The sequence below is a fragment of the Streptomyces sp. NPDC051173 genome, from assembly GCF_040689515.1.
Taxonomy (GTDB): domain Bacteria; phylum Actinomycetota; class Actinomycetes; order Streptomycetales; family Streptomycetaceae; genus Streptomyces.
Genome location: NZ_JBFBBD010000024.1, coordinates 34,930 through 50,931, shown reverse-complemented (window position 1 = coordinate 50,931; position 16,002 = coordinate 34,930). Strand labels below are relative to the sequence as shown.

At 70.9% G+C, this 16,002-nt stretch carries 13 protein-coding genes; 4 read left to right on the top strand and 9 right to left on the bottom strand.

Annotation, left to right across the window (positions count from 1 at the left end):
* Positions 1–97: 97 nt before the first annotated feature.
* Positions 98–772 (bottom strand): Crp/Fnr family transcriptional regulator, encoded by a 675-nt coding sequence (locus AB0435_RS15715; protein WP_030367278.1) that lies wholly within the window; start codon positions 770–772, stop codon positions 98–100.
* Positions 773–998: 226 nt separating this feature from the next.
* Between AB0435_RS15715 and nth the strand changes: the two genes are divergently transcribed.
* The 3 genes from nth (at position 999) to AB0435_RS15700 (ending at position 3,979) form a co-directional block, all read left to right on the top strand.
* Positions 999–1,955 (top strand): endonuclease III, encoded by a 957-nt coding sequence (nth, locus tag AB0435_RS15710; RefSeq protein ID WP_366004534.1) that lies wholly within the window; start codon positions 999–1,001, stop codon positions 1,953–1,955.
* Between the two features lie 56 nt (positions 1,956–2,011).
* Positions 2,012–2,695, top strand: a complete 684-nt coding sequence (locus AB0435_RS15705) for a CoA pyrophosphatase (RefSeq protein ID WP_366427218.1) — start codon at positions 2,012–2,014, stop codon at positions 2,693–2,695.
* An 84-nt stretch (positions 2,696–2,779) separates the two neighbouring features.
* Positions 2,780–3,979: a MarP family serine protease gene (locus AB0435_RS15700; RefSeq protein ID WP_366004536.1), complete on the top strand. Its 1,200-nt coding sequence runs from the start codon at positions 2,780–2,782 to the stop codon at positions 3,977–3,979.
* Positions 3,980–4,064: 85 nt separating this feature from the next.
* On the opposite strand, the gene AB0435_RS15695 is transcribed toward AB0435_RS15700, so the two are convergent.
* From AB0435_RS15695 to AB0435_RS15665, 7 genes are all read right to left on the bottom strand, one after another.
* On the bottom strand, positions 4,065–4,277 hold the full coding sequence (locus AB0435_RS15695) for a hypothetical protein (RefSeq protein ID WP_366004537.1): 213 nt from the start codon (positions 4,275–4,277) through the stop codon (positions 4,065–4,067).
* Positions 4,278–4,448: 171 nt separating this feature from the next.
* Positions 4,449–5,462, bottom strand: a complete 1,014-nt coding sequence (locus AB0435_RS15690) for an alpha/beta hydrolase (RefSeq protein ID WP_366004538.1) — start codon at positions 5,460–5,462, stop codon at positions 4,449–4,451.
* Positions 5,459–5,938, bottom strand: coding sequence for a phage holin family protein (locus AB0435_RS15685; protein ID WP_366004539.1), 480 nt, complete (start codon positions 5,936–5,938; stop codon positions 5,459–5,461). Before AB0435_RS15685 ends, AB0435_RS15690 begins: the two co-directional genes overlap by 4 nt.
* A 67-nt stretch (positions 5,939–6,005) precedes the next feature.
* Positions 6,006–7,403, bottom strand: coding sequence for a Na+/H+ antiporter NhaA (nhaA, locus tag AB0435_RS15680; protein WP_366427217.1), 1,398 nt, complete (start codon positions 7,401–7,403; stop codon positions 6,006–6,008).
* 202 nt (positions 7,404–7,605) lie between these two features.
* The gene (acs, locus tag AB0435_RS15675; RefSeq protein WP_366004541.1) at positions 7,606–9,573 is read right to left on the bottom strand and encodes an acetate--CoA ligase; all 1,968 of its coding nucleotides are present in this window, start codon (positions 9,571–9,573) and stop codon (positions 7,606–7,608) included.
* A gap of 204 nt (positions 9,574–9,777) precedes the next feature.
* On the bottom strand, positions 9,778–12,087 hold the full coding sequence (locus tag AB0435_RS15670; RefSeq protein ID WP_366427216.1) for a SulP family inorganic anion transporter: 2,310 nt from the start codon (positions 12,085–12,087) through the stop codon (positions 9,778–9,780).
* 306 nt (positions 12,088–12,393) lie between these two features.
* A complete protein-coding gene (locus AB0435_RS15665; RefSeq protein ID WP_366427215.1) occupies positions 12,394–13,389 on the bottom strand; it encodes an ATP-binding protein in 996 nt (331 codons plus the stop codon).
* Between the two features lie 101 nt (positions 13,390–13,490).
* Here AB0435_RS15665 and AB0435_RS15660 point away from each other — a divergent pair, with 101 nt between their 5' ends.
* On the top strand, positions 13,491–14,312 hold the full coding sequence (locus tag AB0435_RS15660) for an oxidoreductase (RefSeq protein WP_366006802.1): 822 nt from the start codon (positions 13,491–13,493) through the stop codon (positions 14,310–14,312).
* 404 nt (positions 14,313–14,716) lie between these two features.
* Here AB0435_RS15660 and AB0435_RS15655 read toward each other — a convergent pair whose 3' ends face one another.
* Positions 14,717–15,562 (bottom strand): HAD-IB family hydrolase, encoded by an 846-nt coding sequence (locus AB0435_RS15655; protein WP_366427214.1) that lies wholly within the window; start codon positions 15,560–15,562, stop codon positions 14,717–14,719.
* Positions 15,563–16,002: the final 440 nt, after the last annotated feature.

Sequence of the window (16,002 nt, the reverse complement as noted above, 5' to 3'; positions counted from 1 at the left end):
CGCATGCCGAAGGCCCCCGCTGGAAACGGCGGGGGCCTTCGGCGCGTCTGCGGGCGCGGTCCCTCACGGGCGCGCCAGGGGCGTGCGCCCCTTCGCGTCAGCGGGACCGCTTGGCGAGCCGCTCCACGTCGAGGAGGATCACCGCGCGGGCCTCCAGGCGGAGCCAGCCGCGGCCCGCGAAGTCCGCGAGCGCCTTGTTGACCGTCTCGCGGGAGGCGCCGACCAGCTGGGCCAGCTCCTCCTGGGTGAGGTCGTGCACCACGTGGATGCCCTCCTCGGACTGCACGCCGAACCGGCGGGACAGGTCCAGGAGCGCCTTGGCGACACGGCCCGGGACGTCGGAGAAGACGAGGTCCGACATCGAGTCGTTGGTGCGGCGCAGGCGGCGCGCGACGGCGCGCAGCAGGGCCGTGGCCACCTCCGGGCGGGCGTTGAGCCAGGGCTGGAGGTCGCCGTGGCCGAGGCCGAGCAGCTTGACCTCGGTGAGGGCGGTGGCGGTGGCGGTGCGCGGCCCCGGGTCGAAGAGCGACAGCTCTCCGATGAGCTCACCCGGGCCGAGGACGGCGAGCATGTTCTCGCGGCCGTCGGGCGAGGTGCGGTGGAGCTTCACCTTGCCCTCGGTCACCACGTAGAGGCGGTCGCCTGGGTCCCCTTCGTGGAACAGGGCGTCGCCCCTCGCGAGGGTGGCCTCGCCCATGGAGGCGCGCAGCTCAGCGGCCTGCTCGTCATCGAGCGCCGCGAAAAGCGGGGCGCGCCGCAGAACGTCGTCCACGAGTTCTCTCCTTGTCGACATGCACAGAGGACCGTGGTCCCCATGATGCCCGTCGGTAAAACTGTGTGATCAAACACAAGTGTCGCGCATCGTCGACCGAAGCCCTACGGCAGGGGTCCGATTGGGCTGCGGTTTTCCTGCGCACGGGCCGGATGTCAGTGCTGGGCTCTAGTCTGGCCGGGTGTCCAATACGCCGGTGAGAGCACAGGGCAAGGGGGCCGGGAGGGTGACCGGGAGCCGCGATTCCGCTGTGGGCGAACACTCGTCCGCACAACAGGCGAATGCCGCGAGGCAGAGCAAAACGCCGGGCGCGCCGTCGGGCGGTGACAAGCCCGCGAAGCGCGCCGCCAGGACGGTGAAGGCGCCTGCCGCCGCTCGACCGGCCAAGGCCGCCGCCTCGGTGAAGCCCGCGGCCAAGCAGGAGTCCCGGACCGCGCTCGTCCGCCGCGCGCGCCGCATCAACCGCGAGCTCGCCGACGTCTATCCGTACGCCCACCCCGAGCTCGACTTCGAGAACTCCTTCGAGCTGCTGGTCGCCACGGTCCTCTCCGCGCAGACCACGGACCTGAGGGTCAACCAGACCACCCCGGCGCTCTTCGCCGCCTATCCGACGCCCGAGGACATGGCCGCGGCCGACCCCGAGGCGCTGGAGCAACTGATCCGGCCGACCGGCTTCTTCCGGGCCAAGGCCAAGTCGCTCATAGGGCTCTCGGTGGCGCTGCGCGACCGGTTCGACGGTGAGGTGCCGGGGCGGCTCGAGGATCTGGTGTCGCTGCCCGGCGTCGGCCGGAAGACCGCGAACGTCGTGCTGGGCAATGCCTTCGGGGTGCCCGGCATCACCGTGGACACCCACTTCGGCCGACTCGTGCGCCGCTGGAAGTGGACCGACGAGACGGACCCCGAGAAGGTCGAGGCCGTCGTCTGCGACCTCTTCCCCAAGAGCGAGTGGACGATGCTCTCGCACCGGGTCGTCTTCCACGGGCGGCGCATCTGCCACTCGCGCAAGCCCGCCTGCGGCGCCTGCCCGATCGCCCCGCTGTGCCCGTCGTACGGCGAGGGCGAGACGGACCCGGAGAAGGCACGGAAGCTGCTGAAGTACGAGAAGGGCGGACTGCCGGGCCAGCGGCTGAAGCCCCCGCCGGACTACCCGGGCCTGCCCGCCCGTCCGCTGGGCGCCGAGTGAGCGTGCCGAGGGCACGCACGGAGTGAGCCGATGAGCGCACGTACGAGGGGAAGCGCATGACCAGCACGTACGGCCGGGGAGCCGCCGTCACCGCGGAGGGGCTGCCCGAGTGGCTCGAACCGGTGGCGCGCGCCTCGGAGACCATCGAGCCGCACCAGCTCAGCCGCTTCCTGCCGCCGGACACCGGCGGCCGGCAGTCCGCCGTGCTCGTCCTCTTCGGCGACGGCCCCAAGGGGCCGGAACTGCTGCTCCTGGAGCGTGCGGGGACGCTTCGCTCGCACGCGGGGCAGCCGTCGTTCCCCGGTGGCGCGCTCGACCCGGAGGACGGCGACCCGGCCGAGGGCGGGCCGGTCCGCGCCGCGCTGCGGGAGGCCGAGGAGGAGACCGGGCTCGACCCGTCCGGAGTGCAGGTCTTCGGCGTGCTGCCCCGGCTCTACATCCCGGTGAGCGATTTCGTGGTGACCCCCGTGCTCGGCTGGTGGCGCGCGCCCAGCCCCGTCGGGCCGGTCGACGAGGCGGAGACCGCGCGGGTCTTCGCGGTGCCGGTGGCCGATCTGGCCGACCCGGCGAACCGCGCGATGGCCAAACACCCCAGCGGCCACATAGGGCCCGCCTTCCAGGTGCAGGGAGCGCTCGTATGGGGGTTCACCGCAGGGGTGATCGACCGGATCCTGCACTACTCCGGCTGGGAGCGCCCCTGGGACCGGGCCCGCCAGGTACCTCTGGACCGGCACGCCTGACAGGCATGAGACGGTGACCTCGGCCCCACCCCCGGGCGCGGGGCCGCCGACCCCACCGACCACATCATTGCGAGGCATTTCCCGGTGAACGTGCTGGATGTCGTGCTGCTGATCGCTGCCGTGTGGTTCGCCGTCGTCGGCTACCGCCAGGGCTTCGTCGTCGGGGTGCTGTCCGTGATCGGCTTCCTCGGCGGCGGCCTGGTCGCCGTGTACGTCCTGCCGGTCATCTGGGACAGCGCCACGGACGACGCCACCCCGGGCACGGCCGCCGCCATCGCGGCCGTCGTCATCGTCATCGTCTGCGCCTCGATCGGCCAGGCCGCCACGACCCACCTCGGCAACAAGCTCCGCCGTCACATCACCTGGTCCCCGGCCCGCGCGCTGGATGCCACCGGGGGCGCGCTCGTCAACGTCCTGGCGATGCTGCTGGTCGCGTGGCTGATCGGCTCCGCCCTCGCCGGCACGTCCCTGCCGACGCTCGGCAAGGAGGTCCGCAACTCCAAGGTGCTGCTCGGCGTCGCCCGCGTCGTCCCCTCGCAGGCCAACACCTGGTTCGCGGACTTCAGCACGGCCCTCGCGCAGAACGGCTTCCCGCAGGTCTTCGCGCCCTTCTCCACCGAGCCCATCACCTCGGTGCCCGCGCCCGACCCCCAGCTCGCCGAGAGCCCCGTCGCCATCTCCGCCCAGCGCAGCGTCGTCAAGGTCGTCGGCACGGCGCCCAGCTGCGGCAAGGTCCTGGAGGGATCCGGATTCGTCTTCGACCGGCACCGGGTGATGACCAACGCCCACGTCGTCGGCGGCGTGGACGAGCCGACCGTCCAGATCGGCGGGCAGGGCCGGCAGTACGAGGCGAAGGTCGTTCTCTACGACTGGAAGCGCGACATCGCCGTCCTGGACGTGCCCCAGCTGGAGGCGCCCGCCCTGCGGTTCGCCGAGAACGACGCCGAGACGGGCAGGAGCGCCATCGTCGTCGGCTTCCCCGAGAACGGGTCGTACGACGTGCGCGCCGCCCGCGTCCGCAGCCGGGTCCAGGCCAACGGCCCGGACATCTACCACCGCGGCAACGTCCGCCGTGATGTCTACTCGCTCTACACCACCGTGCGCCAGGGCAACTCCGGCGGCCCCTTGCTCACCCCGGACGGCCGGGTCTACGGCGTGGTCTTCGCCAAGTCCCTCGACGACGCCGACACCGGCTACGCCCTCACGGCCGACGAGGTGCGTCCTGACGTCGTCAGCGGCCGCAAGGCGGTCGAGCGGGTGAACACCCAGAGCTGCGCCCTCTGAGCCCTCACACGGGCCCGTACGGGTCCCTGAGGGCCTTTCTGGCCGAGGGTCAGCCCGAGGGGTGCACGGGCGAGGGAGAGACGCGTCAGCGGCCGCGCGGGTGGTGGCGCAGCCGCGCCGACACCCAGCGGGCGCGACGGCGGATGATGCGCGGGATGCCGATGAGCGGATCCGGTCCGGCCACCGGCCGGTGCTCCGCCCGCGCAGCCCTGTCGGTCACCTCGCTCACAGCCACAGCGGAGTCGCCCTCGGCGCCCCGCTCCTGTGTCGCGTCACGGTAGTCGTGCGTCCAGCCCATACAGAGCTCTGTGCCCGGGGCCAAAGGTCGGTAATCGCCCAGGGGTCGCTCAATCGGCTTATGCGCCGGGCAATTGGCCGTTCGGGGGAACGGCCGTTCCCGTGCGCGCGGCGGTGCTCCGGCGGCCGGTGCCGGGTGGGATCCGGCAGGGTCGCGGGCCTGCTGCGGAGGTCAGCGGTCCGGTTCCGGGTCCTTGAGCCAGTTGACCAGTTCCGTGGAGAACGCCGCCGGGTCCTCCTCGTGCGGGAAGTGCCCGAGCCCGTCGAAGAGCCGCCAGCGGTACGGCGCCTCCACGTACTCCCCGGAGCCCGCGGCGCTGCGCGTACGCATCACCGGATCGAGGGAACCGTGCAGGTGCAGCGTCGGCACCCGCACCGGACGCTTCATCCGGCGGTTGAACTGGAGACCGTCCGGGCGCGCCATCGACCGCACCATCCAGCGGTACGGCTCGATCGAGCAGTGCGCCGTGGAAGGGATCGTCATGGCCCGCCGGTAGGTGTCGACGGCGTCGTCGTCCGGCAGCCGGGGGCCCGACCACTCCCGCACCAGCCGTCCCACCAGTGCCGCATCGTCGGCGACCAGCCGCCGCTCCGGCAGCCACGGCTGCTGGAAGCCCCAGACGTATGAACCGGCCGCGCTCTGCTTGACGTCGGAGAGCATCGCCGAACGCCAGCGGCGCGGGTGCGGCATCGAGGAGACGGCGAGCCTGCGGACCAGCTTCGGCCGCATCACGGCCGCCGTCCACGCCAGATAGCCGCCCAGATCGTGCCCCACCAGCGCGGCGTCCGGCTCCCCGAGCGAGCGGATCACGCCGGTGATGTCGAGCGCGAGGTTCGCCGGGTCGTAGCCGCGCGGCGTACGGTCGCTGCCGCCCACCCCGCGCAGGTCCATCGCGACCGCCCGGAAACCGGCGTCGGCCAGGGCCTGCAACTGGTGCCGCCACGTCCACCAGAACTGCGGGAAGCCGTGCAGCAGCAGCACCAGGGGCCCCTCGCCCATCTCGGCGATGTGGAACCGCGCGCCGTTCGCCGCCACATCCCGGTGGGTCCAGGGACCCTCGGGACGTACGACCGAGGCCCCGGAGACGACCGGGGCCGGGCCCGTCCGCGCCGCCGGTGGCCCGGCGGAGGGGGTGGGCTCGGGGTCGGGAGACGCGGGCGCTGCGGAGGTATCGGGCACCGTCATACGGCCGAGCGTGTCACAGATGCGTCGGCGCGGCCCGTGTCGACCAGCGGGTGCGGGTGCGGCTTGACGGTGCCCAGGACGGCGGCCGTCTGCTTTGCGGAGGCAATGGTCTTCTCGGGCTTGCTGACCTTCTTGAACCTGTTCACCGCCAGCAGTCCGAGAAGCGCCGCCACCAGCAGGAACGCGCCACCGACGATCAGGAACGACCAGGCGAGGCCCATGCCGAGGTTGTGAATGCCGTACGCAGCGGCGAAGCTCAGAACGGGCAGCGAGAACAGCGCGAGCGTCCCGGCCGCGGCGATCGCGCCACCGCCGATGCCGACGCGCTTGGCGTCCTGCCGCAGCTCGGCCTTGGCCAGCGCGATCTCGTCGTGCACCAGTGCGGACAGCTCCGTGGTGGCCGTCGCCATCAGCTGGCCGAGGCTGCGGTTCGCGCCGTTCACACCGGTCGCCGCACCGTCGTCGGCTGCGCTCATCGGCTGCTCCCTCATCGTCATCAGCTCGTCATCTGCGGGTCTCCAGCGGATGTGAAGACACCCAGAATCATGCCGGACCATCGTCCCCAGTGGTGCGCCCGGCAGCGACTTCGGCCAGCCTGCGGTGCTCGGCCGCCTTCGCCTCCAGGATCGCGGCCATCCGGAGGTGGTACGCCGGGTTGTCCTGCTCGTAGATGTCGGGGATGCCGTCGTGGTCCTCGTCGAGGTCCTCCGCGGCGCACAGCTTCTTGTACTTGTTGTCGCGCAGCTTGAGCAGCACGCTCGCCAGCACCGCGGCTATCAGCGAACCGACGAGCACGGACGCCTTGATCTCGTCGGTCAGCAACTGGTCGCTCTTGAAGGCGAGCTCGCCGATCAGCAGCGAGACCGTGAAGCCGATGCCGGCCAGCGAGGCGACGGCCAGCACGTCCGGCCACTTGAGGTCGGGGTTGAGCTCGGCCTTGGTGAAGCGTGCCGCCAGCCAGGTGCCTCCGAAGACGCCGATCGCCTTGCCCGCGACCAGGCCGAGCACGACACCGAGGGTCTCGGGCCGGGTGAAGACGTCCGACAGCGCGCCGCCGGAGATCGCGACGCCCGCCGAGAACAGCGCGAACAGCGGCACCGCGAGCCCCGCCGACAGGGGGCGCACGAGGTGCTCGATGTGCTCGCCGGGGGAGTGCGCCTCGCCCTCACGGCGCGTGCAGCGCAGCATCAGCCCCATGGCGACGCCCGCGATCGTCGCGTGGACGCCGCTGTTGTACATCAGAGCCCAGTTGGCGATGCCCAGGGGGACGTAGATGTACCACCCGCGCACGCCCTTGTGGAGCAGTAGCCAGAAGACGGCCAGGCCCAGCACGGCGAAGCCGAGGGCCGCGAAGTTCAGCTTCTGTGTGAAGAAGATCGCGATGATCAGGATCGCGAAGAGGTCGTCGACGACGGCGAGGGTCAGCAGGAACGCCCGGAGCGCCGACGGCAGGGAGGTGCCGATGACGGCCAGTACGGCGAGCGCGAAGGCGATGTCGGTCGCGGTGGGCACGGCCCAGCCCGCCGTCGAACCGCCGCCTGCCGACACCACGGTGAAGTAGACGAGCGCGGGCGCGGCCATGCCGCAGACCGCCGCGACGACCGGGAGGATCGCCGCCTTGGGATCGCGCAGCTCGCCCGCGACCAGCTCGCGCTTGAGCTCGATACCCGCGACGAAGAAGAAGACGGCCAGCAGTCCGTCGGCCGCCCAGTGCTGGACCGAAAGGTTCAGGCCGAGGGCACCAGGGCCGAAGTGGAACGAGCTGACCGACTGATAACTGTCACGCAGCGGGGTGTTCGCCCAGATCAGTGCGGCGACGGCGGCGACGAGCAGCAGCACGCCGCCCACGGTCTCGGTACGCAGGGCGTCGGCGAGGTAGTTCCGCTCCGGCAGCGGCAGCCGACCGAGAAAGACGGAACGGCGGTTCTTGGGCGCGGCCACGGCGGAGGACCTCCTGGGGGTCGACTGGATACACGTGTGCTGTGTGCCGACCAGACTTCCCGGCGCGCCCATGATTCTTGTCGCGTTTTTGACGCGACGAATACTTACCTTAGCCCGAAAGAGTGAGAGGCGCCCGGCGTGATGCCGGGCGCCTCTCACTCGTACCAGGTGTTCGCGCGCTGCCTCAGGGCCGCGTGAAGCCTCAGTCCTCGCTGCTCGCGGCCGGGAGCTGGTTCTGGATGAGGTCCATGACGGAGGAGTCGGTCAGTGTGGTGACGTCGCCGAGGGTGCGGTTCTCGGCCACGTCGCGCAGCAGTCGGCGCATGATCTTGCCGGACCGGGTCTTGGGCAGCTCGGCGACGGGGAGGATGCGCTTGGGCTTGGCGATCGGGCCGAGCTGCTTGGCGACGTGTGCCCGGAGCTCCTCGACCAGGCCCTCCTCGGTCGCGTCCACGTTGCCGCGCAGGATCACGAAGGCGCAGATGGCCTGGGTGGTCTGCGGGTCGGCAGCGCCGACGACGGCCGCCTCGGCGACCTTGGGGTGTGAGACGAGCGCGGACTCGACCTCGGTGGTGGAGATGTTGTGGCCGGAGACCAGCATCACGTCGTCGACGCGCCCGAGGAGCCAGACGTCGCCGTCGTCGTCCTTCTTCGCGCCGTCGCCCGCGAAGTACTTGTGCTCGAAGCGGGACCAGTAGGTGTCGAGGTAGCGCTGGTCGTCGCCCCAGATGGTGCGGAGCATGGAGGGCCAGGGCTCGGTGAGGACCAGATAGCCGCCGTGGCCGTCGGGCACCTCGTGGGCGTCGTCGTCCACCACGGTGGCCGCGATGCCGGGGATCGGCACCTGGGCGGAGCCGGGCTTGGTCGCGGTGACACCGGGCAGCGGGCTGATCATGATGCTGCCGGTCTCGGTCTGCCACCAGGTGTCGACGACCGGGGTCCGGTCGGCGCCGATGTGCTTGCGGTACCAGACCCACGCCTCGGGGTTGATGGGCTCGCCGACCGAGCCGAGGACGCGCAGGCTGGACAGGTCGAACTTCGCGGGGATGTCGTCGCCCCACTTCATGGCGGCGCGGATCGCGGTCGGCGCGGTGTAGAGGATCGTGACGCCGTACTTCTGGACGATCTCCCACCAGCGGCCCTGGTGCGGGCTGTCGGGCGTGCCCTCATAGAGCACCTCGGTCGCGCCGTTGCTCAAGGGGCCGTAGACGATGTACGAGTGGCCGGTGACCCAGCCGACGTCGGCCGTGCACCAGAAGACGTCGGTCTCCGGCTTGAGGTCGAAGACAGCGTGATGGGTGTACGAGGTCTGGGTGAGGTAGCCGCCGGTGGTGTGCAGGATGCCCTTGGGCTTCCCCGTGGTGCCGGAGGTGTAGAGGATGAACAGCGGGTGCTCGGCGTCGAACGCCTGCGGGGTGTGCTGGTCCGACTGGCGCTCGACGAGGTCGTGCCACCACACGTCACGGCCTGAAGTGAAGGCGATGTCCTCCTGGCCGGTGCGACGGACGACGAGGACGCTGCGGACGTTCTCGGTGCCGGGGCGGGTCAGGGCCTCGTCCACGGCGGGCTTGAGCGCGGACGGCTTGCCGCGCCGGTAGCCGCCGTCGGCGGTGATGACGACGCGCGCGTCGGCGTCGTTGATGCGGGTCGCGAGGGCGTCCGCGGAGAAGCCGCCGAAGACGAGCGAGTGCGGGGCGCCGATCCGGGCGCAGGCGAGCATCGAGACGACGGCCTCGGGGATCATCGGCAGATAGATCGCGACCCGGTCGCCCGCCTGGACACCCAGCTCCGTCAGGGCGTTGGCGGCCTTGGAGACCTCGCGCTGGAGCTCGGCGTAGGTGATGGTGCGGGTGTCGCCGGGCTCGCCCTCGAAGTGGATGGCGACCCGGTCGCCCAGGCCGTTCTCCACGTGACGGTCCACGCAGTTGTACGCCACGTTGAGCCGGCCGTCGGCGAACCACTTGGCGAACGGCGGGTTCGACCAGTCCAGGACCTCGGTCGGCTCGGTCTCCCAGCTCAGCCGCCGGGCCTGCGTGGCCCAGAAGCCCAGCCGGTCAGCCCGCGCCTGCTCGTACGCCTCCGCAGTGACATTGGCGTTCGCGGCCAGGTCGGCAGGCGGTGCGAAGCGGCGCTCCTCCTTCAAGAGGTTAGCCAGGCTTTCGTTGCTCACGACATCTCCCTTTCCCAGGCTGCCCGTTGCGTCCCGGGCCATAGCTCATCAGCCCGGGGTGCACTCTGACAAGGGTTGTCGGGAAAAACTGGTTTAGACCTTTGCTCGGAGCGGTTGTTCGAGGTCAGACGGGTGATACGGGGGTGGCGGGGGGTACGTCGCCCCGGGGGCGGCCGGGGTGGCGGCCCCGCTGACGGCCACCCCTCAGACGGCGTCGAGGACCTCCGGCCGTACGGCCTTGAAGGTGCGCGAGCGCGGGTCCAGCACATACGCCTGCGCCTCGGCCACGTGGAAATACATCCCCTGCAGCTGGAGCGTCCCTTCCGCCACGCGCCGGGCGACGCACACGTGGGCCATCAGGTGGTCGAGCTGCTGCATCACGTTGACGAGCGCGAGGCGTTCGGCGTCGTCCGCCACGGGGCGGTCGGCCAGCGCCACCTCGCCACGGCCGAGCCGGCCGATCCGCTGCATCCGGGCCAGGCTCGGACCGCCGTGCCGCAGCCAGCGGGTGAGTGAGGTCTGCTGGGCGCCCGGCCCCTGGCCGGCGGCGTCGAGCAGGGCCTGCATCGCCCCGCACCCGGAGTGCCCGCAGACGGTGATGGTGCCGACCTCCAGCACCTCCACCGCGTACTCCACGGCGGCGCCGACCGAATCACAGGTGCCGTCGGAGCCGGGCGGAGGCATCAGATTGCCGACATTGCGCACGGTGAATAGATCGCCCGGACCGCTGGAGGTGATCATGCTCGTCACCAGCCGGGAGTCGGCGCAGGTGAGGAACAGCTGGGTGGGACGCTGCCCTTCGAGGGCGAGCCGGGCCAGTTCGTCCCGCACCAGGGGGGCCGTGTGGCGCTGGAAGGCGGTGACCCCGCCGAGGAGCTGCCGCCCGCCCCCGGCGTCCTGGGTGCCGATGTCCGCGGCGGGGCGGGTGCAGTGGTGGTTGCGCCAGGGGGTCCAGGGGTGGCACGCGTGGGAACTGGAGGGCTCGGCGACGGTCTGACCGCCGCGTCCGCGGAGCGTGACCCGTCCGCCCTGTGCGCGATGGGTGTCGGTCCATGACTGCAAGGCGTCGTAGGCCGCGTGATCCATGAAGGAGCCTCCCAGCTCGACCACCACGCTCGCTCCGGTGGGCACCTGCGCCAGCGCCCGGGTCAGCCGTGGCACAGCAAGGAACGTCAACTGCCCGCCGACGAGCACCAGGTGATCGTGACCCCGGGGCTCGACGGTGATGCGGGTGTGTGCGAGCCGCCGCAGAGAGAGGAAGCCGGCGACCACGAGCCCGATCGCGAGCCCCTGGAGCACGCCGAGCAGCACCACCGATCCCAGCGTGGCCACGTACATCGGGAACTCCCGCTGCCGTCGCACATGCCTGATGTGCGCGAAGCTCACCATCCGGACTCCGGCGGCCATGACCAGCGCGCCGAGCGCGGCGAGGGGGATCAGCTCCAGCACGGAGGTGAGCAGACCGGCGCAGAGCACCACCCACACTCCTTGCAGAACCGTGGAATTGCGGGTGGCGGCGCCCGCCCGGACGTTCGCGGAGCCGCGCAGCGCGCCACCGGCGATCGGCAGCCCGCCGAGCAGCCCGGACACCACGTTCGCCGCCCCCTGTCCGATGAGCTCCCGGTCCAGCGCGGCGGGGTCGGCCGGCGCGTCCGGCCGCTCGGACCGCAGCCGGTCGACCACCACGGCGGACAGCAGCGACTCCATGCTCGCGACGAGGGTGACCGTCAGGACTGCCGCGAACACCCCGAGCACCGGCCCCTCCGGCAGGGCGGGCAGGGCCTGGAGCTCCCAAGGGGGCAGTGAGACGCGGGGCAGGACCAGTCCGGTGGCGGCGGCGGTGGCCACGGTCACCGCCACCACCGGCGCCGGGACCGTGCTCAGCCCACGGCCGATCCGCCCCGGCAGCCGGGGCCAGGCGACCAGCACGGCCAGCGTGATCGCGCCGACGAGCAGGGCCGCCGGGTGCGGATCCGTCAGCACCGGGGGAAGCGCGGCGAGATTCGCCGCGGCGGAGCTGTACGGACTGCCGCCCAGGACGACATGGACCTGTCCGAGCGCGATGGTGACACCGACGCCCGCGAGCAGGCCGTGCACGAGGGCCGGGCTCACGGCGAGCGCGGCACGGGCCACCCGGGCGGCGCCGAGCGCCAGTTGGGCCAGGCCGGCGAGAGCGGTGATCGCGCAGGTGGCCCGCCATCCGTATCGCTGCACGAGCTCCGCGGTCACCACGACGAGCCCCGTGGCGGCGCCGCTGACCTGAAGCGGGGCACCGCCCAGCAGACCCGCGACGATGCCGCCGGCCGCCGCCGCGACCAGACCCGCCTGGAGCGGGGTGCCGGTGGCCAGGGCGATGCCCAGGGAGAGCGGGACGGCGATCAGGAAGACGACCACGGAGGCGAGGAGATCCCGCCGCCAGAGGCGCCTGCCGGAGCGGCGTTCTCTGTTGCTTACGGAGTCGGGCGAGTCGGTCGGTCCCGACGTGTCCGTCGTATTCGTCGACTGAGGCTGCATGGGCGTTCCCGTCTTCGTCGGGGCGGCGCGGCCGCGCGTCGGGACGCGGCCGTGGTCACGGCGTGCAGCGGCGGGAGCGGCTGCGATGGCGGGGGTGTATCAACACTCGGTAAACGAATCGTAATGGAGAGTAAATGTGGAGGGAAGGCTGAAAGATCGAAGAAGGGGCGATTCCTCCTATCGAGTGAACGGGTGTCTTTATCTGCTGGTTGTTCTTCGATTTCGTTCTGTGCGAGGGGTGTTGCTTGTGCGAGTCTGCCGTGGTTGTTTCCTCGCTGATTCTTCGCTGATCTCTTCGGACGCCGCTCAGGCGGGCTGCGCCGTGGTGGCCGCCTGCCGCTCGTCGAGAACGAAGGAGGGGTCGACCTGGGCGGCGAGATCGGCGCCCGTCTTCGCGTTGCCCCAGCTCTCCGCGTTCTTGAGGTGGAAGTGCACCATCTGTCGCGTATAGCGCTGCCAGTCGCGCCGCTCGTAGGCGCTGTCGGCCGTCTCGTGCAGCGTGCGCAGGGCCGCCCGGTTGGACTCCTCCAGCAGGCCGAAGCGGGGCGGGCGGCCCTTCTCCATGGCCCGCACCCAGTCCGAGTGGCCGACTGTCACCAGCAGGTCGTCGCCGACCTCCGAGCGCAGGAAGTCGAGGTCGTCGGCGCCCTGCACCTTGTTGCCGACGACCTTCAGGGAGACGCCGAAGTCCTGCGCGTACTCCTTGTACTGGCGGTAGACCGAGACCCCCTTGCGGGTGGGCTCGGCCACCAGGAACGTCATGTCGAAGCGGGTGAACATCCCGGACGCGAACGAGTCGCTGCCCGCTGTCATGTCGACGACGACGTACTCACTGGGGCCGTCGACAAGGTGATTGAGGCACAGCTCGACCGCGCCGACCTTGGAGTGGTAGCAGGCGACCCCGAGGTCGGACTCGGTGAAGGGGCCGGTGGCCATCAGCCGGACCGACGCGCCTTCGTCGAGCGGGACGGTGCGGGCGCAGGCCGCGTAGACGGGGTTCTCCTCGTCCACCCGCAGCAGCCGCGAGCCCTCGCCCGGCGGGGTCGTCTTGATCATCGTGGCGGCGGAGGCGATCCGGGGGTTGCTCCCCCGCAGATAGTCCTTGATCAGAGGGAGCTGGGCACCCATCGCGGGCAGCGCGGCGGCCTCCTCGTCGTCCAGCCCGAGCGCGGCGCCGAGGTGCTGGTTGATATCGGCGTCCACCGCCAGCAGAGGTGCGCCGTCCGCTGCGAGATGGCGGATGAACAGTGAGGACAGCGTGGTCTTGCCGCTGCCGCCCTTGCCTACGAAAGCGATCTTCATGTTCACCAAGCGTAGGGTGATGGCCGCGGAAGGTGAGAACCGCGCGTGAAGAAGACCACTCCTTCGAGGGGTGTGAAGCCGAAGTGCGTACTGTTTTACCCATGAGTACGACTGCCGATCCGCTCGCGGCCCTGGGTTCGCTCCCTGGCGTTGCCGACTCCGTGGACTCCGTGCGCAAGGCGGTGGACCGCGTCTACGGCCACCGTGTGATGCGCCGCCGCAGCAATGAGATCGCCTCCGAGGCCGCGCTGCGCGGAGCGCGTGGCTCCGCGGCGCTTTCCGGCGCCGACTGGGCACTGGAAGAGGTCCGCCGCCGCACCGACTTCAGCGTCGAGGGCGAGCCCCGGACGGTGGGCGCGGCCCTGAGGCTCACCGCCGAGGCGGGCCAACTGCTGAGCGTGTGGCGGCAGTCGCCGCTGCGGGTACTGGCCAGGCTGCACCTGGTGGCGGCCGGCGGCAATCGGCCGGACGAGACGGTGGGGCGGCCCCGGCTGGAGGGCGAGCCGGTCGACGAACCGCTGATCGAGCTGGAGCTCCCGAGCGCCGCCGAGGTGTCGGGCCGGCTGGACGGGCTGGCCGGACTGCTGATCGCGGGCAGCGAGGCGCCCGCACTGGTGACGGCCGCCGTGGTGCACGGCGAACTGCTGGCGCTGCGGCCCTTCGGGTCGTGCAACGGGCTGGTGGCACGGACCGCCGAGCGGATCGTGCTCGTCGGCAGCGGGCTCGACCCCAAGTCGGTCTGTCCCGCGGAGGTGGGCCACGCCGAACTGGGCCGAGCCGCCTATGCGGCGGCGCTCGAAGGCTATGTGTCCGGTACGCCCGAAGGGGTGGCGGCCTGGATCATCCACTGCGCCCGTGCCACGGAGCTGGGCGTACGCGAGAGCACGGCCGTATGTGAGGCGCTCCAGCGCGGAGCCGCCTGACGCGTTTGGAGCCCCCGGCCGGGCCTGCGGGGGTGTGGTCGCCGAGCCGGGGTGATCCGGCATTCGGCGGCGGCTTCCGGCGGCGGGGAGGAGCCGGGAAACCCGGCCGACCGGGTTGCGGCGGTACCGGTCAAGTCCGGTACCGCCGCTGGCATGTTCGCCGGGTTACCATGCGTGCACGATGTTTGCCCATCAGGTCGAGACTTCGCTCGCCCCTGGTGCGGCTGGCCCGTAATCGACGGGTCGGCGTCGCGTGGGTGCCCGACGTTCATGCTCGGTCCGTGGGGCCGTGGTGCGTGAAAGGGCTTCCTCTCGGATGTCCCTGGTCTCGCGGGCCGTTGATTCCTTTCTACTCCTGTCGCCCCCGAAGCGGAAGTCCAAGCCGCAGTTCTTTGCTTTTGCCTTCAAAAGCGGGCAATGCGGGCGCGGGGTGAACGGCGTCGGCCGGCGAGCCAGAACAGGCTCGCGGCGGCCACGGCGGCACCGACCGCGGCGGCCGCGACCAGGGCGGGACGGGAGGGCAGGGACAGCGAGGGAACCCGCTGTTTGAGCCGCACCGGTCGGTTGAAGGAGAGGACCGGCCAGTCGCGGGCGACCGCCTCCCGGCGCAGCGCGCGGTCCGGATTCACCGCGTGCGGGTGGCCCACCGATTCCAGCATCGGGATATCGGTCACCGAGTCGCTGTACGCGTAGCAGCGCGCGAGGTCGTATCCCTCGGACTCCGCGAGCTCCCTGATGGCCTCGGCCTTGGTCGGGCCATAGGCGTAGTACTCGACTTCGCCCGTGAAGGCGCCGTCCTCGACGACCATGCGGGTGGCGACCACGCGGTCCGCGCCGAGGAGTTCACCGATGGGTTCGACGACCTCGGCGCCGGAGGTGCTCACAATCACCACATCGCGGCCGGCGGTGTGGTGCGCTTCGATGAGAGAGGCGGCCTCGTCGTAAATGATCGGGTCGATGAGTTCGTGCAGAGTCTCCGCGACGAGCTCACGGACCTGCTGGACATTCCAGCCCCGGCAGAGCGCGGAGAGATACTCACGCATCCGCTCCATCTGGTCATGATCGGCACCGCCGGCGAGGAAGACGAACTGCGCGTATGCGGTGCGCAGGACGGCGCGTCGGTTGATCAGGCCACCTTGGTAGAACGACTTGCTGAAGGTGAGCGTGCTCGACTTGGCAATGACCGTCTTGTCCAGATCAAAGAACGCGGCTGTCCTGGGCAGCGAGTGGTTTTCCACGGTGCCGAGCATAGGGGCCCTCCATTCGGCGTAAGCTGAGGCGTGTGGGTTTGCCTGAGAAGGCTCTCGGGTACACCATGGAAGTCACGGATCGTTCGCGACCGTGTCTAACCCGGCCCGACTCCTCCCCCCCCGAGTCGGCCGTGGGGACGACCCCCGCTCTCCCCCCCGGCGGGGGTCGTCGCATGTCCGGATGCATTTTGAGCGTCCCCGCCCGAGCCTCCTTCCTCCGTCGGCCTTGCGGCGCCGTGCCCTCCCCCTCCTTCATACGCGTCACGCTGCGTAATCGCCAGGCCGCTCTCCGGAAGTCACCGGTATAGGTGACCGGGATATTCACAACGGCTCGGTCGTCCACAGTTTTCAACCAAGATCCACATGATTTTTCAGTTCCGGGCACGGTGATTCCCCGCGCTGTTCCGCGATGTACGTGGAAGCGAGAGCGCGTAGTGGGA